22 protein-coding genes and 2 pseudogenes are annotated in these 24,584 nt (G+C 60.8%); 12 read left to right on the top strand and 12 right to left on the bottom strand.

The features are described from left to right. Window positions 1–38 precede the first annotated feature (38 nt). Window positions 39–1,613 (top strand): methyl-accepting chemotaxis protein, encoded by a 1,575-nt coding sequence (locus QEN71_RS11680; RefSeq protein ID WP_233471952.1) that lies wholly within the window; start codon window positions 39–41, stop codon window positions 1,611–1,613. A 72-nt stretch (window positions 1,614–1,685) separates the two neighbouring features. Here QEN71_RS11680 and QEN71_RS11675 read toward each other — a convergent pair whose 3' ends face one another. The 6 genes from QEN71_RS11675 to QEN71_RS11650 form a co-directional block, all read right to left on the bottom strand. After that, on the bottom strand, window positions 1,686–3,101 hold the full coding sequence (locus QEN71_RS11675; RefSeq protein WP_233471953.1) for a purine-cytosine permease family protein: 1,416 nt from the start codon (window positions 3,099–3,101) through the stop codon (window positions 1,686–1,688). A 114-nt stretch (window positions 3,102–3,215) separates the two neighbouring features. Continuing rightward, entirely contained in the window at window positions 3,216–4,685 is a 1,470-nt protein-coding gene (locus QEN71_RS11670; protein WP_201652481.1) for an aldehyde dehydrogenase, read from the bottom strand. A gap of 12 nt (window positions 4,686–4,697) precedes the next feature. After that, window positions 4,698–5,735, bottom strand: coding sequence for an LLM class flavin-dependent oxidoreductase (locus QEN71_RS11665; protein WP_201652484.1), 1,038 nt, complete (start codon window positions 5,733–5,735; stop codon window positions 4,698–4,700). Window positions 5,736–5,745: 10 nt separating this feature from the next. Next, the gene (locus QEN71_RS11660) at window positions 5,746–6,669 is read right to left on the bottom strand and encodes a flavin reductase (RefSeq protein ID WP_201652487.1); all 924 of its coding nucleotides are present in this window, start codon (window positions 6,667–6,669) and stop codon (window positions 5,746–5,748) included. A 1-nt stretch (window position 6,670) separates the two neighbouring features. Then, window positions 6,671–7,489 (bottom strand): alpha/beta fold hydrolase, encoded by an 819-nt coding sequence (locus QEN71_RS11655; RefSeq protein ID WP_201652490.1) that lies wholly within the window; start codon window positions 7,487–7,489, stop codon window positions 6,671–6,673. Next, entirely contained in the window at window positions 7,458–8,060 is a 603-nt protein-coding gene (locus QEN71_RS11650; RefSeq protein ID WP_147236556.1) for an amino acid synthesis family protein, read from the bottom strand. Before QEN71_RS11650 ends, QEN71_RS11655 begins: the two co-directional genes overlap by 32 nt. A 207-nt stretch (window positions 8,061–8,267) precedes the next feature. On the opposite strand from QEN71_RS11650, the gene QEN71_RS11645 reads away from it, so the two are divergent. Continuing rightward, window positions 8,268–8,558 carry a DUF1330 domain-containing protein gene (locus tag QEN71_RS11645; RefSeq protein WP_201652493.1) on the top strand — a complete coding sequence of 97 codons (291 nt, stop codon included), beginning with the start codon at window positions 8,268–8,270 and terminating at the stop codon, window positions 8,556–8,558. A gap of 253 nt (window positions 8,559–8,811) precedes the next feature. Beyond that, window positions 8,812–9,078: pseudogene (locus QEN71_RS11640) on the top strand (aldehyde dehydrogenase (NADP(+))); the annotation flags it as partial. A 386-nt stretch (window positions 9,079–9,464) separates the two neighbouring features. Here QEN71_RS11640 and QEN71_RS11635 read toward each other — a convergent pair. Next, window positions 9,465–10,799, bottom strand: a complete 1,335-nt coding sequence (locus QEN71_RS11635) for a DUF3422 family protein (RefSeq protein ID WP_201652890.1) — start codon at window positions 10,797–10,799, stop codon at window positions 9,465–9,467. Between the two features lie 551 nt (window positions 10,800–11,350). Here QEN71_RS11635 and QEN71_RS11630 point away from each other — a divergent pair. After that, window positions 11,351–11,482 (top strand): annotated as a pseudogene (locus tag QEN71_RS11630) (SOS response-associated peptidase family protein); the annotation flags it as partial. Window positions 11,483–11,520: 38 nt separating this feature from the next. On the opposite strand, the gene QEN71_RS11625 reads toward QEN71_RS11630, so the two are convergent. Together QEN71_RS11625 and QEN71_RS11620 are read right to left on the bottom strand one after the other, a co-directional pair. Then, window positions 11,521–11,832, bottom strand: coding sequence for a hypothetical protein (locus tag QEN71_RS11625; protein ID WP_201652496.1), 312 nt, complete (start codon window positions 11,830–11,832; stop codon window positions 11,521–11,523). 183 nt (window positions 11,833–12,015) lie between these two features. Continuing rightward, on the bottom strand, window positions 12,016–12,354 hold the full coding sequence (locus tag QEN71_RS11620) for an H-NS family nucleoid-associated regulatory protein (RefSeq protein ID WP_201652499.1): 339 nt from the start codon (window positions 12,352–12,354) through the stop codon (window positions 12,016–12,018). Window positions 12,355–12,531: 177 nt separating this feature from the next. On the opposite strand from QEN71_RS11620, the gene QEN71_RS11615 reads away from it, so the two are divergent. From QEN71_RS11615 to QEN71_RS11590, 6 genes are all read left to right on the top strand, one after another. Continuing rightward, on the top strand, window positions 12,532–13,293 hold the full coding sequence (locus tag QEN71_RS11615; protein WP_201652502.1) for an H-NS family nucleoid-associated regulatory protein: 762 nt from the start codon (window positions 12,532–12,534) through the stop codon (window positions 13,291–13,293). A 402-nt stretch (window positions 13,294–13,695) separates the two neighbouring features. Further along, on the top strand, window positions 13,696–14,610 hold the full coding sequence (locus QEN71_RS11610; RefSeq protein ID WP_201652505.1) for a LysR substrate-binding domain-containing protein: 915 nt from the start codon (window positions 13,696–13,698) through the stop codon (window positions 14,608–14,610). Between the two features lie 96 nt (window positions 14,611–14,706). Further along, on the top strand, window positions 14,707–15,456 hold the full coding sequence (locus QEN71_RS11605) for an SDR family NAD(P)-dependent oxidoreductase (protein WP_201652508.1): 750 nt from the start codon (window positions 14,707–14,709) through the stop codon (window positions 15,454–15,456). Window positions 15,457–15,599: 143 nt separating this feature from the next. Then, window positions 15,600–16,928: an MFS transporter gene (locus QEN71_RS11600; RefSeq protein ID WP_201652510.1), complete on the top strand. Its 1,329-nt coding sequence runs from the start codon at window positions 15,600–15,602 to the stop codon at window positions 16,926–16,928. A 28-nt stretch (window positions 16,929–16,956) separates the two neighbouring features. Next, window positions 16,957–17,808, top strand: coding sequence for a transketolase (locus QEN71_RS11595; protein ID WP_201652513.1), 852 nt, complete (start codon window positions 16,957–16,959; stop codon window positions 17,806–17,808). Continuing rightward, window positions 17,805–18,806 carry a transketolase family protein gene (locus tag QEN71_RS11590; RefSeq protein WP_201652516.1) on the top strand — a complete coding sequence of 334 codons (1,002 nt, stop codon included), beginning with the start codon at window positions 17,805–17,807 and terminating at the stop codon, window positions 18,804–18,806. The genes QEN71_RS11595 and QEN71_RS11590 overlap by 4 nt, the downstream gene beginning before the upstream one ends. Before the next feature lie 186 nt (window positions 18,807–18,992). Here the strand turns inward: QEN71_RS11590 and nhaR are convergent, their stop codons facing one another. Further along, window positions 18,993–19,889, bottom strand: coding sequence for a transcriptional activator NhaR (nhaR, locus tag QEN71_RS11585; protein WP_201652520.1), 897 nt, complete (start codon window positions 19,887–19,889; stop codon window positions 18,993–18,995). Between the two features lie 147 nt (window positions 19,890–20,036). Here nhaR and QEN71_RS11580 point away from each other — a divergent pair, with 147 nt between their 5' ends. Both QEN71_RS11580 and QEN71_RS11575 read left to right on the top strand, forming a co-directional pair. Beyond that, window positions 20,037–20,519 carry a CBS domain-containing protein gene (locus QEN71_RS11580; RefSeq protein WP_201652523.1) on the top strand — a complete coding sequence of 161 codons (483 nt, stop codon included), beginning with the start codon at window positions 20,037–20,039 and terminating at the stop codon, window positions 20,517–20,519. 91 nt (window positions 20,520–20,610) lie between these two features. Further along, window positions 20,611–21,576 (top strand): Tim44 domain-containing protein, encoded by a 966-nt coding sequence (locus QEN71_RS11575; RefSeq protein WP_201652526.1) that lies wholly within the window; start codon window positions 20,611–20,613, stop codon window positions 21,574–21,576. Window positions 21,577–22,053: 477 nt separating this feature from the next. On the opposite strand, the gene QEN71_RS11570 is transcribed toward QEN71_RS11575, so the two are convergent. Both QEN71_RS11570 and QEN71_RS11565 read right to left on the bottom strand, forming a co-directional pair. Continuing rightward, the gene (locus QEN71_RS11570; RefSeq protein ID WP_201652529.1) at window positions 22,054–23,001 is read right to left on the bottom strand and encodes an amino acid ABC transporter substrate-binding protein; all 948 of its coding nucleotides are present in this window, start codon (window positions 22,999–23,001) and stop codon (window positions 22,054–22,056) included. A gap of 13 nt (window positions 23,002–23,014) precedes the next feature. Then, a complete protein-coding gene (locus QEN71_RS11565) occupies window positions 23,015–24,322 on the bottom strand; it encodes a dicarboxylate/amino acid:cation symporter (RefSeq protein WP_201652532.1) in 1,308 nt (435 codons plus the stop codon). Window positions 24,323–24,584: the final 262 nt, after the last annotated feature.

The raw sequence follows: 24,584 nt of genomic DNA, 5'->3' as shown, positions 1-24,584 counted from the left end.
GCGACTGATTCACACAACCATAACTTGCACGTTTCACCATGAAAACCATAAAAGACCTGCCTATCGGGAGCAAGATTTCAGTCGCGTTTTCCAGCGCGATTTTTGCTTTTATCGTCAGCACATGCATCTGTCTCTACAGCGTCCGGGCGATCGACCAGAAGCAGAAAGAGATCGAGGCATCGGAGCAGATGCTGCTGCTGTTGAAGGACGGCACGGGCGACTACCTGAACATCATCTGGGCGGTGCTGGCGAACAACCTGAACGGGAAGGCGTCGCACGGGAAGTGGATCATCGATCACCGTGCTGACTTCGATAGCAAACTGATGAAGATCAGCCAGATGGATGCGACGCCCGAAGGCGCCTCATTAGCCCGGGAGGGCCAACAGGAATACAACGCTTGGCTGAAAACCGTCGTCGACCCGCTGGTGGAAATGCGTAAGAAGGTGGATGCGTTTTCGGTCGGCGTGGGCGATCTTTCTGCGTTGACGGAGAGCTTCGGTTCGTATCTGGGAACCGAAAAGCTGATCGCAGCGGTCGGAAAACTGGAAAGCTACGAACAACAGCGCGTGCTGGCGAGTCGCGCACAACTCGATACCTTGCGCGCGTCGATTTATGTCAGTGTGCTCAGCGCTTCACTGATCGCCGTGCTCGCATCGATTCTCGCCGGGCGTTGGCTTTCGCGCTCGATCTCGCGACCATTGAAAGAAGCGGTGTCGGTAGCAAGCTGCGTCGCCGACGGCGATCTGACGAATCGCATCGAGGCGACATCGGCGGACGAAACGGGGCAACTGATGCTGGCGATGAAAACGATGAACGAAAGTCTCGCGAGCATCGTAGGCGGCGTTCGTTCGAGCGCCGATCGCATCGCTTCCGCGTCCAGCGAGATCGCCGCAGGCAATCTCGACCTGTCGTCGCGCACCGAAGAGCAGGCGAGTTCGCTGGAGGAGACGGCGGCGAGCATGACGCGACTGACGGAAACCGTGCGCCAGAATGCGGACAACGCACGTCAGGCAAGCACGCTGGCGACGCGTGCATCCGACATCGCCGACACGGGCAACGACGCGGTGCGCGGCATGGTCGAGGTGATAGGCCGTATCAGCGGCAGCTCGGACGAGATCTCCGACATCACCGCCGTGATCGAAGGTATCGCTTTCCAGACGAACATCCTGGCCTTGAACGCGGCCGTCGAAGCCGCGCGGGCAGGCGATCAGGGACGCGGGTTCGCCGTCGTCGCGAACGAGGTGCGCGCGCTCGCGCAGCGCTCGGCAACGGCAGCGCGCGAGATCAAGGAACTGATCGGCACGTCGGTGGAGACGATCCAGAGCGGGGCGAGGCAGGCGCAGGACGCAGGCAGCACGATGACGGAAGTGAAGCTCGCGATCAGACAGGTGGCCGACATCGTGAGCGAGATCGCGGCGGCATCGGACGAACAGAGCCGCGGCATCGAGCAGGTGAATCAGGCGGTGAATCTGATGGACAAGGTCACGCAGCAGAATGCGGCGCTCGTCGAGCAGGCCGCAGCGGCGGCGCAGTCGCTCGAAGACCACGCAAAGGATCTGAAGCACGCGGTCTCGGTGTTCGTCGTCGCGGAGCATGTTGAGCAGCGCGCATAATCCGCGGCCTCAAAGCAAAGCCGGCTCGTTGAAACAACGGGCCGGCTTGCGTTTACGACATGAAAAACGCGCTTATTCGGAGGCCGTCGCGCCAGCCGGTGAACGGCGAGGCGCCCGCGAGCCGTCGTTCGGCGAGAGCAGGTAGTACGCGAGCGCCGTCGCAACGAGGCCGACCATCCACGACACGTCCGCACCGCCGAGGATCGAAGCCAGCGGGCCGTGAAAGAAGCTCTCTTCCATGAACGGCACCTGAACCGCAATGCCGAAGACGTACAGCGCGATTGCCTTGACATTGAACGAGCCGTACACGCCGCCGTTGCTACTGACGATTTCCGCTACGTGATAGTGCCGCTTGCTGACGAGATAGAAGTCGACGAGGTTGATCGCGATCCAAGGCGCTAGCACGATGCGCATCGCGAAGATCGCATTGAGGAAGATGGCGATGAAGTTGCTCGACGCCCACAACGCGGTCGCAGTGGAAGCCACCAGCACGACCGTCGACACCGCGACGCGAACATTGCGGCCAGGCACCCAGTGCGGACGGAACGTTTGTGCAGCCGTGATGAACGACAGCACTGCGCCGTACAGATTCATGCCGTTATGGCCAATGATGTTGACGAGAAACAGAAAGATCAGCACGTAGCCGAACATGCCCGTTTGCGTGCGAATCGCCTGCATCGCGTCGGTGGCGTGGCCCGTGCTCACGGCCACGACGCCGAACACGAACGCGAAGATCGTTCCCAGTGACGTGCCGAAGTACGTGAACGCAAACGTTCTGCGGAAGCCGGTGGTGGTCGGCAGATAGCGCGAATAGTCGGACGTGTACGGTGCGAAACTGATTTGCCACACCGCGCAGAGTCCGAACATCGCGAACCAGCCTGACAGATCGAAGTGGCCTTGCTGAAGAACGCGAGCGTCGAGACCGGGCGCCATCAGGATCAGGCCGATCAGGAGCGCGCTGCCCATGAACCACGCACCGATCTTGTTGAAACGATGGATGAAGTGATAGCCGATCACGCCGACCAGGGTCGCCAGAATCGCGCCCAGCACCGTTGCGATATGAATGGGAACGACAGGGATAGCGGCGTTGAGCGTCTTGCCCGCGAGAATGATGTTCGAAACGAAGAAGCCGAGATAGATCAGCGTCGTGAAACCCACCACGAGCAGCGATCCATAGCGGCCGAACTGCGCGCGGCTCTGGATCATCTGCGGCACACCGACGAGCGGCCCCTGCGCGGAAGTCAGGGCGTGGAAAATGGCGCCGAAGAATTGCCCGGCCACGATCGCGAGAATGGCGCTGATCAGGTCGAGGTGAAAGACCAGTACGGACGTCGCGCCGGAAATGACCGCGAGCGGCGCGACATTCGTGCAGAACCACAGGGTGAAGAGATCGGCTGGCTTACCGTGCCGGTTCTCTGGGGGAACATACTCGATCGAGTTGCTTTCGATGGTCAGAACGCTGTTGTCGTTCGACGGGTTTGTCATCATGTCTCCATCTTTATTGCCAGGCTGTGCCGCGTCGCCCCCGCGATGAACGCGATGGGCGTGACGAAGCACAGCCTTTACGGCCGTGAGTCGATACCGCAGTGAACACGCGCCCGATTAGCGCATGACGAACGGATCGCTGATCGGTTCGTCCGACGTGCGAAGCCACACGGACTTCGTTGTCGTGTATTCGAGCGCTGCGGCGAAGCCGCCTTCGCGACCGTGCCCCGACAAGCCGAAGCCGCCGAACGGCACGAGCGGCGACACCGCCCGATACGTGTTGATCCAGACGATGCCCGATTGAACGCGCTTCGACACGCGGTGGGCGCGCGTGAGATTGGTGGTGAAAATGCCGGCGGCGAGCCCGTAAGCCGTGCTGTTCGCCTTGTCGATCGCTTCCTGTTCGGTCGTGAAGGTATCGACGGACAGGACCGGCCCGAAGAGTTCGGTCGTGATGCTGTCTGCGTTTGAGACGCCCGTGCAATCCAGAATCGTCGGCGCGTAGTAGTAGCCCGCGCGCTCGATCGGCTTCCCGCCCGCAAGCACTTTCGCGCCCTGACGCACGGAACTTTCGACAACCGACTGAATGAGTCGACGTTGCCGCTCCGTGCACAGCGGACCGTATTCCGTTTCCATCTCACCCGGCGCACCGACGCGAATGCGCGAGACACGTTCCACCAGCAACGCAAGGAACTGGTCCTTCACCGACGCCTCGATCAGCAGCCGCGAACCCGCGACACAACTCTGGCCGCTCGCGGCGAAGATGGCCGCGACCTGCGCGTTGACCGCGCTCTGAATATCCGTATCGGCGAAAACGATGAACGGCGATTTGCCGCCCAGTTCCAGCGACACCTTCGCGAGATTGTTCGCCGTGTTTCTGACGATATGCCGCGCCGTGTCGGGGCCGCCCGTGAAGGCGACCTTGTCCACGTCGGGATGGCTGCTCAGCACCGCGCCACATTCCGGGCCGAAGCCCGTGATCACGTTCACGACGCCGGGCGGAAAGCCCGCTTCATGCACGAGCCTTGCGAATTCGAGTAGCGGTCCGGGCGCTTCCTCCGATGCCTTGAGCACGACCGTGCAGCCGGCGGCGAGCGCCGGGCCGAGCTTCACGGCGGAGAGGAACAACTGGCTATTCCACGGAACGATAGCGGCCACCACGCCGACGGGTTGCCGGTCGAGCCAGACCTGCATGTCGGGCTTGTCGACGGGGACGTGGCTGCCTTCGATCTTGTCGGCGATACCGGCGTAATAGCGGTAGTACTCGGCGACATACGCGATCTGGCTCGACGTCTCGCGGATGATCTTGCCCGTATCGCGCGTTTCGATTTCAGCGAGCCGCGGCGCTGCCTTCTCGAGAAGATCCGCGAGTTTGTACAGCAGCTTTCCGCGCGCCGACGCGGTCAGTCTGGCCCACGCGGCGTCGCCGAGCGCGCGACTGGCCGCTGCCACGGCGCGGTTCACTTCGTCCGTGCGGGCTTCGGGCATCTGCGCCCAGACTTCGCCCGTGGACGGGTCCACGCTGCCGAAGGTGGCGGCGCCCGGCTCGAACTGGCCGTCGATATACAGCTGGAAATCGAAACTCATGGAATCAGAACCTCACTTAAAGGCAGGCATCACGTCGTTGATCATCCTTTCGAGCGACGCCTTCTTGCGCTCGAAGCTCATGCCGGTGTCGATCCAGAACGAGTACTCGTCGAACCCGAGTGCCTCGTAGGCCTTCAGGCGCGCGATCACTTCTTCCGGCGTGCCGATGACGTTGTTCTTGCGCATCGCTTCCGGCGTGTAGAACGGGTGAGCCTTGATTTCTTCCTGGCTCAGCGTCTTGATCAGGCCACGGCTGACGGGCCGCTCGTTCTTGAACCATGCGCCGAAGTAGTTGTAGAACACGTTCACTTCGTCGGCGGCGACCTGCGCGTCGTCTTCGCTGCTCGCGACATAGGTATGACGAAGCAGCATGATCTGCGGACGCGGCACGTCGCTGAACTTCTCGCACGCAGCGTTGAAGTGGCCGACCAGCTTCTCGACTTCCTCATCGCCGAGATGCAGCGGCGTGACCTGCACGTTGCAGCCGTTCGCGACGGCGAACTCGTGGCTGTTCGGATCGCGCGCGGCGACCCAGATGGGCGGATGCGGCTGCTGCAGCGGCATCGGCGAGGAAGTGGTCGACGGAAATTTCCAGAACTCGCCTTCGTGCGCGTAATCGCCTTCCCACAGCTTCTTCACGGCGGGAATGAGTTCGCGCATTCTCTGACCCGCGCCCCATGCATCGAGGCCCGGCATCAGGCGCTCGTACTCGAACGAATAGGCGCCGCGCGCGATGCCGAGTTCGAGACGGCCGTTCGTGATGATGTCGGTCATCGCGGCTTCGCCCGCGAGCTTGATCGGGTGCCAGAACGGTGCGATCACCGTGCCCGTGCCGAGCCGGACGTTCTTCGTCTTGTTCGCCAGGTCGACGAGATTGAGGAACGGATTCGGCGCGATCGTGAAGTCCATCGCGTGATGCTCGCCCGTCCAGACGGCGTGCATGCCGCCACGGTCCGCGATCTGGCACAACTCGACCATCTCTTCGTAAAGCTGCTTCTGGCTCGTCTTGTCGGAGACGCGCTCCATGTGAGCGAAAAGGGAAAAGCGCATTGGATACCTTTCAGGAAAGAAGCGGGCGGACCGTGCCGCTGCTGTGGTCGCCGTAGTACATGCCGTAGCTCTTCAACTGGCTTTCCTTGCGGTAGCGCCCGAGCATGCTGGCGAGCGCACTGTCCTGGAACTGAGCCGGCTCGATGTCGTCGAGGCTCACGAATTCGCCCGAGACGGCGGCCTCGTCGGGCGCGCTGCAGAGAAACGAAATGTACTGGTACGACGTTTCGGTGTTGTTGTAGACCGAGTAGATGAAACTGGCCGATGCATCAGGCTGGTACTTTGCGAAGAGATCGGCGAGCGCCTTGTCGGCGCCTTCGGAGCCAATCTGCTTCGACGGCAGGCCCCACTTGTTGTCCGCGGAGCGCGTCAGCAGGACCTTGTCGTCGCGCGCGATGATCGCGCTGACGATGACCTTCGGACCCGCGATGACTTCGGCGGAGACCTTGGCGGGCGTGAAATAGCCGCCACGGTAATAGCCGAGGCCTGCGTAACCGGCGGAGTGGAATGCCTCGACCTTGCCGATGATGAGCGCGTGATCGCCCGCATCGATCACCGCATGGGTCGTGCAGTCGAACCATGCGCTGACCTCGCCGAGCAGCGGGTTTCCGATCGCGCTCATCTGCCAGTCCACGTTGGCGAAGCGGTCTTCGCTAGGCCGCGCGAACGTATTGGACAGATCCTTCTGGCTTTCCGCGAGGATGTTGATCGCGAAGTGCCCCGTGGTGGAGAACGTCTGATAGTTGCCCGACGTCTTCGCGATGCTGACCAGCAGCAAGGCAGGGTCCAGCGACACGGACGAGAACGAGTTCGCGGTGAAGCCAAGCGGCTGGCCATCGTCGCGTGTCGTGGTAACGATCGTGACGCCTGTCATGAAGGCGCCGAATGCGTCGCGCAATTCGCGGGTGTTGATCTGGGCGGGTTGCTGGCTCATGTCACGCCTCCGACTTCATTGATTCGGCCACGGGCTCGGTCTGTAACCAGGCACGCAGCGCACGATTGACTTCGTCCGGTGCGGTCAGATTCACCATGTGCCGCTCGTTTTCGATCACGACGGCGTTGCCGCTGTGGGCGGCACTGGCCATCTGTCTCGTCATCTCGGGCGTCGAGTTCGGGTCGTCCGAACCCGTCAATACGAGAGCGGGGCAGGCAATCTTGTTCCAACCGTCGGCATACACCTCGTCGCCCTTTGCGAAGGCCGTGTACGCCGTGGCGTAGCCGGCGAGATCGACGGATTTCAGCCAGGACTCGACCTTCTGCGCGGCGATGCGTTGCGCTTCTTCGGCATTGAACCAGCGCTTGAGCGGCGTCTCGATGTCGATGGAACCCGAGCGCAGTTCGGCCGCCCGTTGCAGCACGGCGTCGCGCGCTTCGGCTGTCCGGCGATACACGCCATTCAGCACCGCCACGCGCTTTGTCAGATCAGGACGCGTGACAGCCACGCCAGCCGCAATCAACGAACCCATCGAATGGCCCGCGAGATTGACGGGGCCGACGTTCAGCGCTTCGATGAACTCGATCGCCCAGTTCACGAAATCCTGCAAGCCGGCGTTCGCGTCCAATGCGGTGCTCTCGCCGTGGCCCGGCATGTCGACGGCAATCACCCGGAAGTCGGACGACAGATCATCGATCTGCGGATACCAGGCACCCGCCTGCATGCCGACGCCGTGAATCAGGACCAGCGGCTCGCCCGTCCCGCGTTCGAGATAGTGCGCGACGCGATTATTTGACAGCGGCAGGGTTGTTGACATCATTTCCAAGCTCTGCAAGGTCTTTATAACGATCGCCGATGCGGTGATGCGGACGGCCGCCCGTTGCGCCGCCGATTGCGATCACGATTTCGTCAGCGGCCGGTGCGTCGGGAATCGCGAACTGAAGCGTCAGGTAGTGCGAGCGGCGGCCTTCGTCGTTCTTGTCCATCATCGGGATCAGCAGCGGCGCATTCGCCGGGCCGCGCGTGTTGTTAAAGGCCAGATACGACTTGGCGCCGACAGCCTTGCGATAGGTGTTGCCGAAGTGCAGCGTGTGGATCAGCGCCGACGCGTGTTCCAGTTCGCCATCCAGGCCGACGATCGCGCTCTTGCCGAATGCCTCGACCGCTTCGCCCGAACCGGCTTCGTCGATGATGAGTTTCGTCAGGTGCTCGCTGAGTTGCGGCGCGATGGCGCGAATCTCCGGCGACAGGTCCTCGACAAAGCCGCGGCCTGCCCAGGGGTTCTTGATGACGGCCACTGCGCCGATCAGCTTCAACGGCTTTGCCGCCTCTTTGCCGCCGTCGACGAACACGTTCTCGACATGGAGGATGGATTTGCGAATCAGGCTCATTGCAACTTCCCACGTTCAGTTAATGATGGGAGAATTGTGGTATGCCATAGTACGGCGTACCATGCGTGTTAACCCTGAAAGGTTGCCGGGGCCTTGAAAACAAAGGGGTTTGGCGGGCGCGGTGGTGGAAGAGTGAGGGTGTCGCCGATGTCCGCGCGCATGCGCGGCTTCGGGTCAATGGATGAATGAAAGGGAAAAGGAGCAGAGATGACTGCATATTGGATCGCCCATGTCACCGTGCTTGATCCGGTGAAATACAAGGATTACACCGACATCGCGCCGCTGGCGTTCAAGAAGTTCGGCGCCGTTTTCCTGGCGCGTGGTGGCGCATCGAAATCGCTCGAGGGGGAGTCGTTCGAGCGCCATGTGGTGATCCAGTTCAGCGATCTGGAAACGGCGCTGGCCTGCTACAACTCGCCCGAATATCAGTCAGCCAAACTCAAGCGCGATGGGCATTGCATCGCGCAGGTGGCGATCGTCGAAGGATTAAGCGCCTGACGGGGCGCGCGGGTGGGTCGGGATCAGGGTATCGAGGCCGCCACGAAATGACGGGCTGCGGAGCCCGGCGCCGTGAGAGGCGTCGCGCGATGAAGGGCTGGAGCGCTATCTAGCCATCCAGCCTCTTTATTTCTGGACATTTCTACCAAGTCGCAAAAATGCGGTTCGCGATAGTCTCGCGGATGCGCCGGCCGACGACGACCGCGAGGCGTCGAAAGTGGAAGCGGACTATGCCGAAGCGAAGCGCTTCCTGCCCGCGCTCGAGCGCCGCGCCGGCAGGCTGCTGGTGAACGGGTTCGGTACGGGTGTCGAAATCGGCCATGCGATGGTCCACGGAGGCCCGTATCCGTCTACGGCAGATGGCCGCTCGACCCCGGTCGGCACCCTTGCGATCGACCGGTTTCTGCGGCCGGTGAGTTATCAGGATCTGCCGGATGCGTTGCTGCCTGACGCGGTCAAGACGGAGAATCCCCTCGGTGTGAACCGTCGCATCGATGGCAGGTTGCAACCCGCGGCTTAACGTCGTGCAAGCCGTGGGTGCGTTGTCCCAAGGCAAAAGCTTGTAAAGCGTCGGGCTTGTGTCAGCACCCCATTCTGGAGCCGATGTCTACGTGATCGGCATCTATCAAAAGTCTTCGGGAACCGACTCCAGAAACCTCCCGGCGATCGTGTCGATCAATTTTATAGTGCCGGTGAACAGGTAACGATGACACTGCGGGCCGGGAGATAACTTTTTTTAGTTATAGCCTAGTATCGCTGCGGTAGCGACGTCGGGGCGGTCGTTCGAACTACATGCCAGCGATACGGTGGGCTCTCGAAGTGCGAGCAGGTAGGATGTCACAGCGTTTTGATTTTCGTGGTCAATGTGCTGTGCGGGACTTTGCTTCTGGCTCTTTTCGGCGACGGTCATGCGTGTTCCTGTTGAGAATGAAGGGGCGGATTCAAGGGTTTAACTACACATCTTTCATCAGTTGCGTTTCCCTTCGCGAGCCGACCTCGGGTGCGACGGGTAATGGCGATCACGGCAAGTACGACGGGTCCAATCGCTATGCCTTCGGCGAGTTCGGGCTCGATTGGAATGCTCAACAGGTGCAATGCCTTGAATGCTGCGGCAACCAGCGATAGCACGTAGTAAGAAATCGCCGCTACGGATAGGCCTTCGACGGCGTGCTGCAAATGCAACTGGTTGCGCGCCGTGCGCTCCATGCCGGCGAGCAGGCGGGTGACATCCTGCTCCTGTGCAAGGTTCACGCGCGTGCGCAGCAAATCGACGGCGCGCGCAATCCGTGCCGCAATCTGTTCGTGACGCGCCCAAACGCTACGGCAGGTTTCCATCGCGGGCGCGAAGCGTCGCTCCATGAACTCCTGGATCGTCGGCATCCCTTCGATCCGCTCTTCCCGCAACTCCTGTATTCGTGCGAGAACGAGTTTTTCGTAGGCACGTGACGCGCTAAAGCGTCCCCCGGAGCCGGACAGGGATTCGAGGCGAACCGCGAGGTGTGTGAGTTTGACGAGCAACTGCGAATCATCTCCGTTCACACCGGGGGAGTCCATCTGCTGCATCAGGGATTGAAGCGAATTATGAATCTCGTCCAGATCGCGTCCTAACTTGCGAGCGATTGGCAGTGCCAGCAAGGCCATCATCCGGTATGTTTCGATTTCATAGAGCCGCTGCAGCAGCCGCCCGCCTTGTTCCTCGCGGAAGCCCTCGTCGATGACGAGAAAGCGCATGAAACCATCTGCCCGTACGCTCCAGTCGCAAAACACCCGCCCCCCGCCGAGTACGCTGCTGCCTACGACGATGGGTCCGTCGATCCATTGAGAGGATGCCTCGCGCGCCGCATGCGCATGGTCTCCCGATAGCAGTTCCATACGGCACGCGACGAATCGGCTGCCGGCAATTTGCTCAAACCAGTTTGCTGGAACGCCTTGAATCTCTGCGTCGCTGAAATAATCAATGTCATTGCGGGCGATGACAAATGTGAACGTGGAGAATTCAGTGTGCCGTTCCCACTTCAAATGCCACCCGAACGAAGACTGCACGGAATAGTGCGTGGCACCGTCCACCGGAAGCGGGATGCTCGTGTCGCGGCACAACGCACGCAATACCGTTTCGTGCATTGACGGATCGTTTTCCGTGTAGATAGCGTAATGCAGCAGTGAAACAGACTCGGCCAGTTTGAGAAACGGGCGAGCATGCAGTTCTGCGGCCAGTTGGGCGCGCAGTGGATGGTCCATGATCATTGTTTTCACGGTTTCGTGCTCATGCTGCAGTTGACGCTGTGGAGAGGGTCCATGCGGCAACTTTGGCAGAACTACGCTAACAAGAGAATCTCATTGTTTTGATCGAAGGCTTCAGATTTTCTGATGGCGAAGTTAATCAGTTGCCGTGATAACCCGTGCCTTATCACTGCATCGCAGAACATGCCCGGTGAAATGTGGTGCGCAAACAGTCCCACTTTCAACGGCGAAACCAGTTCGGTTACGCATTAGCCGGTTAAGCCTAAATCAGTTTAGCTTGCGCCTGCAGAAAAGGGCGGCGACGAGTCGTTCGCATGTCCAGAGATATGTGATAGTCGGGGGTGATATATCCCCCAATGCCTCACATAAACCTTCCCAACCGGTGCCTTTCGGAGGTAGCCCCTTGCGTACCTTCCGGGACCATTCCATTGAATGCAGCACTTCTTCACCCGCCACGTAAGAACGCCACAGGCCATGGAAAGTAGCGATAAACCGGTGATCGGGCATCCGTGTTCGACCTGACAGGACCCACGCCCGTGCCCATTCGAGGCCGATGTGTTCCGCATCCCAAGGATGCGCATCGCGACGCATGGCTGAATCTCGACCCGAAGCGTCTGGACGCGCGATACGCGATACTCGACGACAGGGAGCGGCCATATTACGAGCACCGGATGGCCGCCTGAGTGGCCGACTATTGCCGTTCGTCCGAACCGCCAGCCGGTCAGTTTCGCTTCCCTTTGAGCGTGAAGGGCGCGAGCAACGCCTCCATGTCGAGCTGATGCCCCTGAAGCAGAAGCAGTCGCGCGTGGAGCACCGTGTTTTCGAGAACAAGCTTGGCGGTGCTCAGGAGGTATAGCGCATGGACGTCCGAGACGGACATGTCTGCTTCCACACTGTGATGACGCTCAACGAGCGAGCTGACAATGAGCCGTCTAAGTTCCTGTTCACCAAACGGCAGGTCTGCATAGTCGATGGGATCTTCTGCTTCCACTTCGCGAAGCATGTCGACAAGCATTTCCGTGCTCACTTGCATGAATCCTCCCGGGAATGAAGGTCAAGGTCAGTGCGGTCGAGGCTTTGTTCTGTGCAAGCAGATTACCAATGGCGTTCACCTTGGTCCAGCATCGGCATCGACGGCCACATCGGGCGCGTGCCGTTTTGGCATATCAGACTCAGCGGGTCTTCCTGACGTCAGCCGGGCAAACCAGGCGCCTACTCACAGGTCTCGATGCGACGGCTGACCGGCCGCTAGCCGGCTGCCTGCAAACGGATCCTGACGCCAATCCACCTTCGAACGAGGCTCGGGCTCTGGCTGTGCCTGGCGCGCGACGGTAAAGTGCTCCAGAGTCTGACCCGCGCTAATGGCCTGCTTCAGCCATTGCGGCATCTCACCGTCGCCTGACCAGCTTTCTCCCGTCGCACTGCGATATCGAGCCGCCTTCTGCCGGATCTGGTCTTCGGCGATCGCCGCCGCGAGATCATCCAGTTCGATTCCGACTTCGGCCATCCTGCGGCGCAGGTAAGCGACCATACTGTCGCGTTTTCGCTCATCCATGACATTTCCCCGTTTTACGAATTGCACCCACTGACATGTTCGGTTGCCAGTGCAAGCGCTGTGCCTTGAGATTATCACTCCGGTTTGAGTGCCGCGTATAAGGTATGTCGCTCGATGGTCTGTTTGCGCGGTTATATGGCATAGTGCCGCCAACACTAACGACGGGGAGAAATATCAATGACAACACTTGAAAAGGTTCAGGCGCAGATCGCAAAGCTCCAGGCTCAGGCGGAAGCGCTAGCCGCGAAGCAGTCGTCCGGCGTGATCGCGAAGATTCGCGACATCATGGAAGAGCACGGTTTGACGACGGCCGACATCGACGCGCATATCGGCGCTTCGACGAAAGTTGGACGCAAGCCGGGCATCAAGGTTGCGGCCCAGCCGTCCGCATCGACAGCAAAGTATCGCGACCCGAAAAGCGGCGCGACCTGGACGGGCCACGGTCGCGCGCCCGCATGGATTGCCAGTGCGAAAGACCGCAGCAGGTATCTGATCGAAGGCAACGCTGTCGCTTCGGGATCTGCAATGGCGAAGAACGAAAAGGCTGGCAATTACGTTCGCGGCCCGCAGGCGCCGAAGTACCGCGATCCAAAAACGGGAGCCACATGGAGCGGCCGCGGTCCTGCACCCGCATGGCTGGCCGGCGCAAAGGATCGCACCAGGTTTCTGATTGCAGGGGTGGTTGAGAGCGCTACGGAGTCGAAACCTTCAGTAGCGAAGAAAGCATCGGCGCCGGTGAAGAAAGTCGCTGCAAAGGAAGCAGCCGCTAAAACGGCGGTCGCCAGAAAGGGCGCGGCGAAGAAGGTTGCTACCAAAAAAGCAGTCATGCGTAAGGCAGCGAAGAGAGTGATTGCGAAGAAGCGGGCTGTCAGTGTCGACGCGGGTAGCACTGTTCCTGCTGTTGCACCCGAAGTCGTCAGCGAGACGTCTGCCTCCTGATTGATTGTTAGGTATTACTGGAGTCACGAGCGGGACCGGTGCGTCCCGCACAAAAATTCCGTCTCGATTGTCCCTTCGTGTGCCCGATCCGCGGCGGCCGACAGATTACCAAAGATCGGCGATGATCGGCTGGGTGCGGCCCATCACCGAACATTCGAGACCGGGATTAGAATTGTCGACACCCATTAGCGGGCCTGACGCGGATCCCCGCCAAGACCGCCTGGCGCCTGTCATCATCGGTTCCGACTATCAAGGGCCGCAAAGCACACACTCGATCCATGTCAGAGGGGTTGTGAGAAGGCTGTTCGAAATGTTCGAATGCACGGCACTTGCGGTCGGAATGGCTGCGACAGGCACATGCGGGCAATGCGGTTCTCTTCAACTGCCCTGAAGAAATCAACCATGCGTATTCCCCCCGTCAAGGCCATTATTGCCTTCGAATGCATTGCGAGAACCAGGAGTGTGAACCGCGCAGCCGAGGAGCTTGGCCTGACGGCGTCAGCAGTGAGCCATCAACTCAGCAATCTTGAGTCGATCATTGGCCAGCCCCTGTTCCAGCGAACGGGGCGCGGTCTGGTCCTGACGCCCACGGGCGAGCGCTACCTGTCCGACGTAACGGGTTCTCTGGCGGACCTCAGTCGCGCGACGGAACGGGCGTCGAGCCGCAAGGAGGTCGACATCCTGCGGGTCCATTCAAGCCCGAGCTTCGGTCTCATGTGGCTGTTGCCGCGGCTGGCTTCGTTCCAGGAGGCGAACGGCGACATCCAGCTGAACCTCGCCTGCTCGTATGAAAACGTGTCGTTTTCGAACGGCTACTACGACATCGACATTCGTCACGGATACGGTGAGTGGACCAACGTCGAAGTCAAGACGCTGCGCGGCGAGTTCATCGCGCCGCTGGCCTCGCCGGAATATCTGGAGCGGCACCCGGTAACGACGCCCGAAGATCTCCTCGGGCATCGGCTCATTTTTTCCGAGACGCCGCTTGTGCAGTGGCGTCAGTGGTTTGGACGCCTCGGCGTTGCTGGCGCGCAGAAGACTTTCGATTTTTCATTCGACCGTTCATACATGTCTATCGAAACGGCCGCGCTGGGCCTGGGCATCGCATTGGAAAGTCTCATGCTTGCCTCCGTCAAGATCCGGGAAGGCGCATTGGTGCCCGTGTTCGACGACGCGCATTCCGTCGAGGTCGGCGCTCACCACCTGGTTTACCCGAGCCAGAACGCCGATCTGCCGCGCGTAGCCCGGTTCCTCGCATGGATCGAGCAGGAGGTCGGGCGCAGCGCGCCTCGCATGCCAGGGAAACCCCGCAGCTGAAATTTTCTCAGCACCGATTGAGCAAAACTGCGTTGATGGTCAGGTCGCAGGCGGAGAAACTTCGCCTACACCTAGTTCACCAACGGAGACACCAACATGTTGCTCGAGAATCAAGTGGTCATCATCACGGGCGCGGCATCGGCGCGCGGTATCGGCAAGGCGACGGCGAAAGCGATGGCCGCGCAGGGCGCGCGCGTTGCGATCCTCGACCTCAAACAGGCCGAAGCCGAAAGCGCAGCGCGCGACCTGGGAGACGGCCACCTGGGCCTGGCGTGCGACGTCACCGATAAGGGCGCGTGTATTGGCGCGGCCAATGCCGTCGTCGAGAAATACGGCCGCATCGATGCGCTGGTGAACAATGCGGGCATCACGCAGCCCATCAAGACGCTGGAAATCGCCCGCGAAAACTTCGACGCAGTGATCGGCGTCAGCCTGCTCGGCACGTTGTACATGTCGCAAGCAGTCATTCCGCAGATGAAGAAACAGCAAGGCGGCAGCATCGTGTGCATGTCGTCCGTCTCCGCGCAACGCGGCGGCGGAATCTTCGGCGGCCCGCATTACAGCGCCGCGAAAGCAGGCGTGCTCGGCCTCGCGAAGGCCATGGCGCGCGAGTTCGGTGGCGACCACATCCGCGTGAACTCGATCACGCCGGGTCTGATTCAGACTGACATCACGGGCGACAAGCTGACGCCGGAAATGCGCGCCGACATCATCAAGGGCATTCCGCTCGGACGTCTCGGCGACGCCAACGATATCGCCAACGCCTGTCTGTTCCTGGCAAGCGGCTTGTCGACGTATCTCACGGGCATCACGCTCGATGTCAACGGCGGCATGCTGATTCACTGACCATGCATTCGCGTGTGCTTCGCAACGATGCGCACGCTCACGACGCACCCGAACACACGGGGTGTCGCGCCGTATAGACGGCTCACAAGCTTGCGGTCAGACGTGGCATCGAAGGCATGCGTCCGGCCAACAGGAGACAACTCATGAAACCCAAAATGGCCTCGCCCATGATCGGCGCAGAGCTTCGCGTATCTGACGACGCCGTCGGCTTCGAAGCAGGAACCTATGCCAAGGTCGCGCGCCGTCTGATCCCCTTTCTGATGCTCTGCTACCTGGGGGCGTACCTCGATCGCGTCAACGTCGGTTTTGCGAAGCTTCAGATGCTCAACGATCTGCGCTTCTCCGAGACGGTGTACGGCATCGGCGCGGGTATCTTCTTTCTGGGCTATTTCCTCTTCGAAGTGCCGAGCAATGTGATCCTTCACAAGGTGGGGGCGCGCAACTGGCTCGCGCGCATCATGCTGACGTGGGCGCTGATTTCGGCGAGCTTCGTGTTCGTGAAATCGCCGACTGTGTTCTATGTATTGCGTTTCCTTCTCGGCGTCGCCGAGGCGGGATTTGCGCCCGGCGTGATTCTGTACCTCACGTACTGGTTTCCCGCAGCACGGCGCGCGAAGGCGCTGTCGATGTTCTTCATGGCGATTCCGCTCGCGGGTATCGTGGGCGGGCCGCTGTCGGGCTGGATCATGCATTCGTTTCAGGGGCTGCATGGCCTTGCCGGATGGAAATGGCTGTTCATGCTCGAAGCGGTGCCGTCGCTCGTACTTGGCTTTGCGATCATCCTCTATCTCGACAACGGCATCGCCAGTGCGAAGTGGCTGACGGATGACGAGAAGGCCTTGCTCAAGCGCAACGTCGACAAGGACCGCACGCAGACCACCGAACACATGTCGATTCGTGCATTCATCGCCGACCGGCGCCTGTGGCTGATGGCCGCCATCTACTTCTGTGTCGTGCTGGGCCAATACGGACTCACGTTCTGGCTGCCGACGATCATCCGCCGCACGGGCGTAGCCGACCCGTTGTGGGTGGGCATCCTGACGGCGATCCCGTACCTCTGCGCCATCGTCGCGCTGCCCCTGCTCGGCAGCAGCGCAGACAAGCGACGTGAACGCCGGCTGCACCTGGCCATTCCGATGCTCGTCTCGGCAGCCGGCTTCGCTACCTTGCCGATGCTCGGCAGCGTGGGTGCGTCGATCGTCTGCGTGAGCGTTGCAGCGGCGGGCATTCTCGCCTCCTCGTCGCTGTTCTGGGCGCTGCCTACGGCTGTCCTTGGCGGTATGTCGGCTGCGGCGGGGATTGCCGCCGTCAACTGCTTTGCCAATCTCGCCGGCTTCTTCTCGCCCGCTATCGTCGGCTGGTTGAACGACCTCACAGGCAAGTCCACGGCAGGGCTGATCTTTATCTCATCGGCGGTCGTACTTGGCGCGGTCCTGGTGTTCTTCGTACCCGCAAAAACCGTCAATCGCTAATACCTGATTCTTTTCTGGAGACAAGCAAATGAGTACTCCCGTCATCGAGGATGTGACGCTCGCCGAGCGCGCCTATCGCATCCGACGCAATGCCCTTCTGATGGGCGAAGTGCAAGGCCAGGGCTACATCGGGCAGGCACTCGACATCGCTGACGTGCTGGCCGTCTCGTACTTCGGCGCAATGAACTACCGTCCCGGCGATCCCGAATGGGAAGATCGCGACCGCTTTTTGCTGTCGAATGGTCACTACGCGATTGCGCTGTACGCGGCGCTGTTCGAAGCAGGCATTCTTCCGCAGGAAGAACTCGAGACCTACGGCAGCGACGACAGCCGTCTGCCGATGTCCGGCATGGCCAGCTACACGCCAGGCATGGAGATGTCGGGCGGCTCGCTGGGTCAAGGGTTGACGATCGCGGTGGGCCGTTGCCTCGGTCTCAGGCGCAAGGGCTCGAAAGCATTCGTCTACACGCTCTTCTCCGACGGCGAACTCGACGAAGGAGCGATCTGGGAAGGCCTGATGTCGGCGGCTCACTGGAAGATCGACAACCTGATCGCGATGGTCGATGTGAACAACCAGCAAGCCGACGGTCCGTCGACGCAAATCATGGCCTTCGAGCCGCTCGTGCCGAAGCTCGAAGCGTTCGGCTGGTATGTGCAGCGCGTGAACGGCAACGATATCGACGCTGTGAAGCACGCATTCGACAACGCGCGAAACCTGAAGGAAGCCAAACCGCGCATCATCGTGTGCGACACGAAGATGGGCTGCGGCGTGCCGTTCCTCGAGCAACGCGAGAAGAATCACTTTATCCGCGTCGATCCGCACGAATGGAAGCTGGCGCTCGAAGCACTCGATGAAACTTTCGCAGGGAGAAAAGCATGAGTTCGGTCATTGATAAAAAGCCTCGCCTGAAGACCTCGGCGATGATCGCATCCATTGCGGGCGAAGGACAGATCACGCGCTCCGCGCCGTTCGGCCACGCGCTCGCCGAACTCGCACGTACGAATACCAACGTGATCGGCATGACGGCCGATCTCGGCAAATACACCGACCTCCATATCTTCGCGAAGGCGTTTCCGGAGCGCTACTACCAGATGGGCATGGCCGAGCAGTTGCTGATGGGCGCGGCAGCCGGCTTCGCTCACGAAGGCGCGCAGCCGTTCGTCACCACCTACGCAGTATTCGCGACGCGGCGTGCGTACGACTTCATTCACCAGACCATCGCGGAAGACGACCTGGACGTGAAGATCGTTTGTGCGCTGCCTGGACTCACCACGGGCTACGGCCCGAGTCACCAGGCCGCCGAAGATCTCGCGCTGATGCGCGCAATGCCGAACATGACCGTCATCGATCCATGCGATGCGCTGGACATCGAGCAGATGGTACCCGCCATTGCGGCTCACAAAGGCCCGGTCTACGCGCGCCTGTTGCGCGGCAATGTACCGGCTGTGCTGGACGAGTACGACTACCGGTTCGAACTCGGCAAGGCGAAGATGCTTCGCGACGGCAGGGATGTACTCATCATCTCGTCGGGGATGATGACGATGCGTGCGCTCGAAACCGCGAAGGCGCTCGAAGCGGACAAGGTGGATGTCGGTGTGCTGCACGTGCCGACCATCAAGCCTCTGGACACGGAAACGATCATTCGCGAAGCACAGCGAACCGGGCGAATGGTTGTGGTCGCCGAAAACCATACGGTTATCGGCGGACTGGGTGAAGCCGTGGCGACGACGTTGTTGAGTGCGGGCGTTTCTTGTGCCTTCAGGCAGATCGCGCTGCCCGATGCGTTCCTCGATGCAGGTGCACTGCCCACGCTGCATGACCGCTATGGCATTTCCACGAGCGTGATGGCCGGTAACATCAGGAAGTGGCTGGCATAGGAGGCGCTGCCATGTTCGCAATCTGACGGGCTAACGGGTGATGTTCGCGAGGCATGTTGGCGTGATTGATATGACCACGCACAACCTGTTCGACACAATTGCGTTGTAGGCCGCTCGCCGCACGGCATCTCTTTCGACATCTGTGCGCCGGTCGTCGCGCCTGATCCCGGCCAGGAAACGCGGTTCCTACTCATTGAACAGATCGCTTCGCGCCGCATTCATGATCGTCGCGACCGCGGGATGACTGATGTGACGCTCGATCGAAATCGCAAAGAACTCTTCGACGATCGTCTTGATCTGCCCGATCATCGTCAGCTTGTGCTCGGCCTTTAACTGACTCTCCAGCACAGTGGGTGCGAACAGCAGGCCGCGGCCTTCGCGGCCGAACGCCATGGCCATCGCCCCGTCGTCGAATTCGCCGACGATGTGCGGCGATATGGCATGTGACGCAAGCCAGTGATCCAGCTTGCGACGCACGGCCGATTCCGTGCCCGGCAGTAGCACCGGCAGCTGGCCGAGCAGCAGCGGGAAGCGTTTCTTGCCGCTCCTGATCAGCGTCTGCGCCCCGAAGCAGCCCAGCGTCGAACGGCCGAGACGGTGGTTGAACGCCTTGATGTTGACGTCGGCGGGAATGGGGGCGTCTGTGATGATCAGATCGAGGCGATGCACAGCCAGTTGCGCAAGCAGCGCATGCAGCTTGCCTTCGTGACAGATCATGCGTACCGGTACTGAAGCGCTCAGCGCGGGTTCCAGTAGCCGGTACGCGATCGCCTTCGGAACCGAATCTGCAATTCCGACACGAAACCGCATTTGCGCACCGGATTCGTTCTCGCGCCGCACCGCGCTCTCAAGCTCCGAGCCCAAAGAGAATATTTCGTCCGCGTAATCGAGCACCAACCGGCCAGCATCGGTCAGTTCGATGGTGCGCCCGCTCTTCCTGAACAGTTTTCTATCCAGCGCTTCCTCGAGCAGCTTGATCTGGCCGCTCAGCGTTTGCGGTGAGATATGCAACTGCTCGCCCGCCCGGACGATTGCTCCTGCGTGTGCCGTGACCCAGAAGTAATGCAGATGTTTGAAGTTCACGCTCCCTCCGTCGATCAGCCAACGCTACGGTTTTTTCGAGGTATTGGCAATAAAAATACGAGTTTTCTATTGGATCCGGTTCGGATAGATTGAAGCCTCGGACGTGGACGTCAACGGGCGGATCTCGATAACGGACAGAGGTGAGCTATGGCATCGGTTGCGCAATTTCTTCGCTTGAAAGTTTCGCAGGCAGTGTGGACCACGGAGGCGTCCGCATCGGTCTACGACGCGATCGCGATCATGGCGTACCGGAAGGTGGGCGCGCTGATCGTCGCACATCAGGGGCGCCTCGCCGGCATCGTCACGGAGCGCGACTACGCACGGAAAATCGTGTTAATGGACCGTTCATCAAGGGATACGCCCGTGCGCGACATCATGTCGGCGGCGGTGCGCTACGTCAGTCCGCATCAGACCACCGACGAATGTATGGCGGTCATGACAGAACATCGCATACGGTATCTGCCCGTGATTACGGCGGGGCAGGTGATTGGAATGGTGTCGATCGGCGACCTGATCAAGAACCAGATTGCCGAGCAGGAACACACCATCCGGCAACTGGAGCACTACATCCATGGCAACGGCTTTCACGCTGGCCGTAACGGCGTGCAAACACAATCGGCGCAACTATGACGACCTCAAAATATTACTTTTCGTAATTTGAAATGCGTGCTTTCAGGGCGCGCGATGCAGGAAGACCGATTTACCACTGGAGAGATTTTTTATGTTCACGCGATTCGTCAATCAACTTCGACGTGCTGCCGGCGCGGTGACGCGCGGGACCGCGGCGCTCGGTCTGGCGGGCCTGCTCGCGCTTGGCGCCGTGGCATCGAACGATGCCGAAGCGAAGCGGGTGGGCGGCAGTCAAAGTATCGGGCGTCAATCACAGACGGCGTCGCCGTCTGGACAAACGCAGCGAAGCCAGCAAGCCCAGCCGGCGCAACAGACCGCGCAGACGCCTGCTGCCGCGGCAGGTAACCGCTGGATGGGCCCGCTTGCGGGCCTCGCGGCCGGCTTGGGCATTGCGGCACTGCTGTCGTCGTTTGGCCTGGGTGAAGGGCTGGCGCAAATGCTGTCGAATGCGCTGCTGATCGGCCTCGTGGTTCTCGCGGGTGTGATGTTGTTCCGCTTTATCGCCAACCGACGCCGTCCGGATCTGGCGTATGGGCATGGCGCCGCAAACCGGCAGCAGACCAACGGTTCATCGCTGTTCAACCAGTTTGGCCATGCGCGGTCTGACGCGCGGTCGGACAACTGGCCGGCTGCCGCGACGGGTTCGACGGGAGTTGCAGGCGCCGTGAAGGCTCCGGAGCTCGTGTCCGGGTCCGACCAGGCTGCCTTTCTGGCATCGGCGAAGACCCTGTTCATGCGCCTTCAGAGCGCGTGGGACCGGAACGATCAGGGCGACATGTTCGAGTTGACGACGCACGACATGTTCATGCGGCTCAAGCAAGATCTGGAAGCTCAAGGCGGCAAGCCGGGTGTGACAGAAGTGACGCAACTCGACGCCGAAGTGCTGGGCACGGAGAGCAACGCCGATGAAACGCTGGTCAGCGTGCGCTTCTACGGTCAGATGCGAGAAGACGACGCACAGACTGCCGAGCCGTTCCAGGAGATCTGGAATCTGGTGAAGAACGCGCAGGGCGGCCGAGCGTGGCGCCTGGCGGGTATCCAGCAGATCAGCCACTAAACGCGCATTGTTGTAAGGGCATCGGTCTGCTGCATGTCAGCAGCCGATGCCGTTCGTACGGGAAGATCGTCGTCACCTTGGAATTAGTGCGCTTCGAACACGAGAAGACGAAGGCGCCTCCTGGTGCCCTGGTTGTCAGAACGGCCGTAGCAACATCCCGTACCCATTTCGATTTGGCGGCTCGCAAGTCCTGGTCGTTCGTGAACCGTGTGGTTAGACGGACAATCGGAAGCTCGAGTGACGAGCGGTAGTGGAGGGTCGACTTCAGGCATCCATGGGACTGACGATCGCGCTGACGCAGTCCAAAAGCGGACCATTCCTCTGCGGGTCACGTGAATGCCATCGCTGGCGCCGACGATGTTCGCATAAGACAGATAGCCTTCGTATAGGTCGAAATCTCAGGATATCGACGCGGTGCTTGCCACGTATCCATCGTTTCGTCCGAGAACGTGCTATTGCTAATCTACCGCGTAGCGCTCACTGCGCCTCGCCACCGGCCATCGTCTGAATGATGGCCGCAAGCTGCGCACTCATCGGCAGGTTGAGGCTGGTGCCCGACGGCAGGCGGCGCAAGAACCACCGCTTGTATTGACGGTCGATTTCTCCGTCCGCCGCGAGTTCCTGGAAGGTATCCTTCACCACTTGCGCGAGCTGCGGGTCGTCCTTGCGGAACATGATCCCATACGGGTCATAAGACAGATAATCGCCGACAACGCGATACTCACCCCGCTCGCCGGCATGCTCCGCGATCAAGCCATACAGCAGTACGTCGTCGGTGGCAAACGCGTCGGCCTGTCCGTCGGCCACCTGCGCGAAGCCCTGCGCATGGTCGGGCACCACCTGCAACTGAATCCCGAGCCTGAACTTCCTGTCCAGATCGCGCAGCGCCTTCTCGTTCGTGGTGCCGGCCGTCACCGCAACCCTTCTGCCCGCGAGATCGCGGAACGAGCCGATTGGCGAACCTTTCTTTACCATCACTTTGGTGCCGGCAACGAAGATGATCGGAGAGAAGGCCACACGTTTCTGACGTTCCACGTTGCTGGTCGTAGAACCGCACTCCAGATCCACCCGGCCGCTGACCACCGCGTCAATGCGGTTTTCGGGGGTGACAGGCACCCACTGGATGGTCAAAGTGCGGTTGACTGCGTCTCCTATCGCCGACACCAGTGCCTTGCACAGTTCGATCGAATAGCCGATCGGCTCCTTGCGCGTGTTCAGCCAGGAAAACGGCACGGACGACTCGCGGTAGCCGAGCGCGATGGTGCCGCTCTCTCGCACCTTGGACAGCGTGCCCGTCAGCGCCGCCGGCGCGAAGCTGTCGGGAACCGGGCGCGACAGCTTCGTGTCCTCCTGCGCCCCCACTGTGGCACCGGCCATCAGCAGCCCCGCGATGGCCAGCACCGACCAGAATCGCTGCGTCTTCATGGCTCGGTCCCTGTCAGCTTTCTGCCGGATGGGCGATCGTCGCGTCCAGCTCGGCGTCGATGCGCGCCGCGTTGGCCTGCGCCTCGGCTTCTGACATCAGTTCGCCTTCCCACTTGGCGACCACCGCGCTCGCGATCGAGTTGCCCACCGCGTTTGTAGCCGATCGGCCCATGTCAAGGAACGTGTCCACGCCCAGAATCAGCAGCAATCCGGCTTCGGGGATGCCGAACTGGTTGAGTGTGGCGGCAATCACGACCAGCGACGCGCGAGGCACGCCCGCCATCCCTTTGGACGTCAGCATCAGGATCAGCAGCATCGTCAGCTGCGTGCCTAGTGAGAGGTGCATGTTGTACGCCTGGGCGATGAACAGCGTCGCGAAGGTGCAGTACATCATCGAGCCGTCGAGGTTGAACGAGTACCCCATCGGCATCACGAAGCTGGAGATTTTGCGCTTCACGCCGAAACGGTCGAGCGCGTCGAGGATCTTCGGATACGCGGCCTCGGAGCTTGCCGTCGCAAACGAAAGCATGAAGGCCTCCTTGATCAGCGCCAGCAGCTTGAACACGCGCGGCCCGAGAAAGAGGAAACCGGCCGCCGTCAGCACCGCCCACAACAGAAAAAGGCTGAGGTAGAAGTCCCCCATGAAGACCGCGAACTTCAGCAGAATCGTCAGGCCGTTGACCGCCACGGTTGCGGCCATCGCCGCGAGCACTGCCAGCGGGGCGAGCTTCATCACGTAGCCGGTGATCTTGAGCATGACGTGCGAAAGCTGATCGATCGCGGCCACGAGAACCTTGCCTTTCTCACCGAGCGCGGCAAGCGCGATGCCGAAGAACATCGAGAACACGACGATCTGCAGAATCTCGTTGTTGGCCATCGACTCCGCGAAGGACCTTGGGACCATGTGACCGACGAAGTCCTTGAGCGTGAACTTGGCAGTCGCCAGGTTCGCTGATGCGCCGATGTCGGGCAAAGGCAGCCCGAGATTCTCGCCAGGCTTGAGCAGATTGGACATCAACAGGCCGAGAAGCAGCGAGATCAGCGACGCGGTGATGAACCAGCCTAGCGCTTTCGCGAACACACGCCCAACCGAGGCGGCATCGCCCATGTGCGCAATGCCGACGACGAGTGTAGAAAAGACGAGCGGGCCGATCACCATCTTGATCAGACGCAGGAACACGTCCGACACCAGCGAGATGTAGCCCGCGATCTCCGTCGCGCTCTTCCTGTCCGGAAAGCTCGTGTAGATCATATAGCCGATCGCGATGCCGACGAGCATCGCGATCAGAATCCAGATGGCCGCGGCATTCTTTCTGTTCATCTCGAAGCCTCCATTCACTGCATATGGTTGCGGATGGAAAGGTCGAAACAGGATGCGACAGGCGTTGCCCGGGATGCTATCGGCTGCGTATAAGGCAGCGACTGACTCGGAAGATCACTCGCCGTTCGTCGCCCGAGGGCCGTTCAGGACCGTCAGGCCCGCGAACCCACGCCCGTCTCGACAGCTTACGGCGGATCGCACAATAGAGTGTAGTGCAGCCGCGCAACCAGGCAACCCTCGAGCGCAGCCATGTTCCCAAGCG

The sequence above is a fragment of the Paraburkholderia sabiae genome (assembly GCF_030412785.1).
Classification (GTDB): Bacteria; Pseudomonadota; Gammaproteobacteria; order Burkholderiales; family Burkholderiaceae; genus Paraburkholderia; species Paraburkholderia sabiae.
The sequence above is the reverse complement of the archived record's forward strand: the minus strand, read 5'-3'. Positions and strand labels throughout refer to the sequence as shown.

What these genes read in the sequence shown, in the direction of transcription:
- QEN71_RS11680 (WP_233471952.1), top strand. Translation starts at nt 39, where the DNA reads ATGAAAACCATAAAAGACCTGCCTATCGGGAGCAAGATTTCAGTCGCG.
- QEN71_RS11675 (WP_233471953.1), bottom strand. Translation starts at nt 3,101, where the DNA reads ATGATGACAAACCCGTCGAACGACAACAGCGTTCTGACCATCGAAAGC.
- QEN71_RS11670 (WP_201652481.1), bottom strand. Translation starts at nt 4,685, where the DNA reads ATGAGTTTCGATTTCCAGCTGTATATCGACGGCCAGTTCGAGCCGGGC.
- QEN71_RS11665 (WP_201652484.1), bottom strand. Translation starts at nt 5,735, where the DNA reads ATGCGCTTTTCCCTTTTCGCTCACATGGAGCGCGTCTCCGACAAGACG.
- QEN71_RS11660 (WP_201652487.1), bottom strand. Translation starts at nt 6,669, where the DNA reads ATGAGCCAGCAACCCGCCCAGATCAACACCCGCGAATTGCGCGACGCA.
- QEN71_RS11655 (WP_201652490.1), bottom strand. Translation starts at nt 7,489, where the DNA reads ATGATGTCAACAACCCTGCCGCTGTCAAATAATCGCGTCGCGCACTAT.
- QEN71_RS11650 (WP_147236556.1), bottom strand. Translation starts at nt 8,060, where the DNA reads ATGAGCCTGATTCGCAAATCCATCCTCCATGTCGAGAACGTGTTCGTC.
- QEN71_RS11645 (WP_201652493.1), top strand. Translation starts at nt 8,268, where the DNA reads ATGACTGCATATTGGATCGCCCATGTCACCGTGCTTGATCCGGTGAAA.
- QEN71_RS11625 (WP_201652496.1), bottom strand. Translation starts at nt 11,832, where the DNA reads ATGCAAGTGAGCACGGAAATGCTTGTCGACATGCTTCGCGAAGTGGAA.
- QEN71_RS11620 (WP_201652499.1), bottom strand. Translation starts at nt 12,354, where the DNA reads ATGGATGAGCGAAAACGCGACAGTATGGTCGCTTACCTGCGCCGCAGG.
- QEN71_RS11615 (WP_201652502.1), top strand. Translation starts at nt 12,532, where the DNA reads ATGACAACACTTGAAAAGGTTCAGGCGCAGATCGCAAAGCTCCAGGCT.
- QEN71_RS11610 (WP_201652505.1), top strand. Translation starts at nt 13,696, where the DNA reads ATGCGTATTCCCCCCGTCAAGGCCATTATTGCCTTCGAATGCATTGCG.
- QEN71_RS11605 (WP_201652508.1), top strand. Translation starts at nt 14,707, where the DNA reads ATGTTGCTCGAGAATCAAGTGGTCATCATCACGGGCGCGGCATCGGCG.
- QEN71_RS11600 (WP_201652510.1), top strand. Translation starts at nt 15,600, where the DNA reads ATGAAACCCAAAATGGCCTCGCCCATGATCGGCGCAGAGCTTCGCGTA.
- QEN71_RS11595 (WP_201652513.1), top strand. Translation starts at nt 16,957, where the DNA reads ATGAGTACTCCCGTCATCGAGGATGTGACGCTCGCCGAGCGCGCCTAT.
- QEN71_RS11590 (WP_201652516.1), top strand. Translation starts at nt 17,805, where the DNA reads ATGAGTTCGGTCATTGATAAAAAGCCTCGCCTGAAGACCTCGGCGATG.
- QEN71_RS11580 (WP_201652523.1), top strand. Translation starts at nt 20,037, where the DNA reads ATGGCATCGGTTGCGCAATTTCTTCGCTTGAAAGTTTCGCAGGCAGTG.
- QEN71_RS11575 (WP_201652526.1), top strand. Translation starts at nt 20,611, where the DNA reads ATGTTCACGCGATTCGTCAATCAACTTCGACGTGCTGCCGGCGCGGTG.
- QEN71_RS11570 (WP_201652529.1), bottom strand. Translation starts at nt 23,001, where the DNA reads ATGAAGACGCAGCGATTCTGGTCGGTGCTGGCCATCGCGGGGCTGCTG.
- QEN71_RS11565 (WP_201652532.1), bottom strand. Translation starts at nt 24,322, where the DNA reads ATGAACAGAAAGAATGCCGCGGCCATCTGGATTCTGATCGCGATGCTC.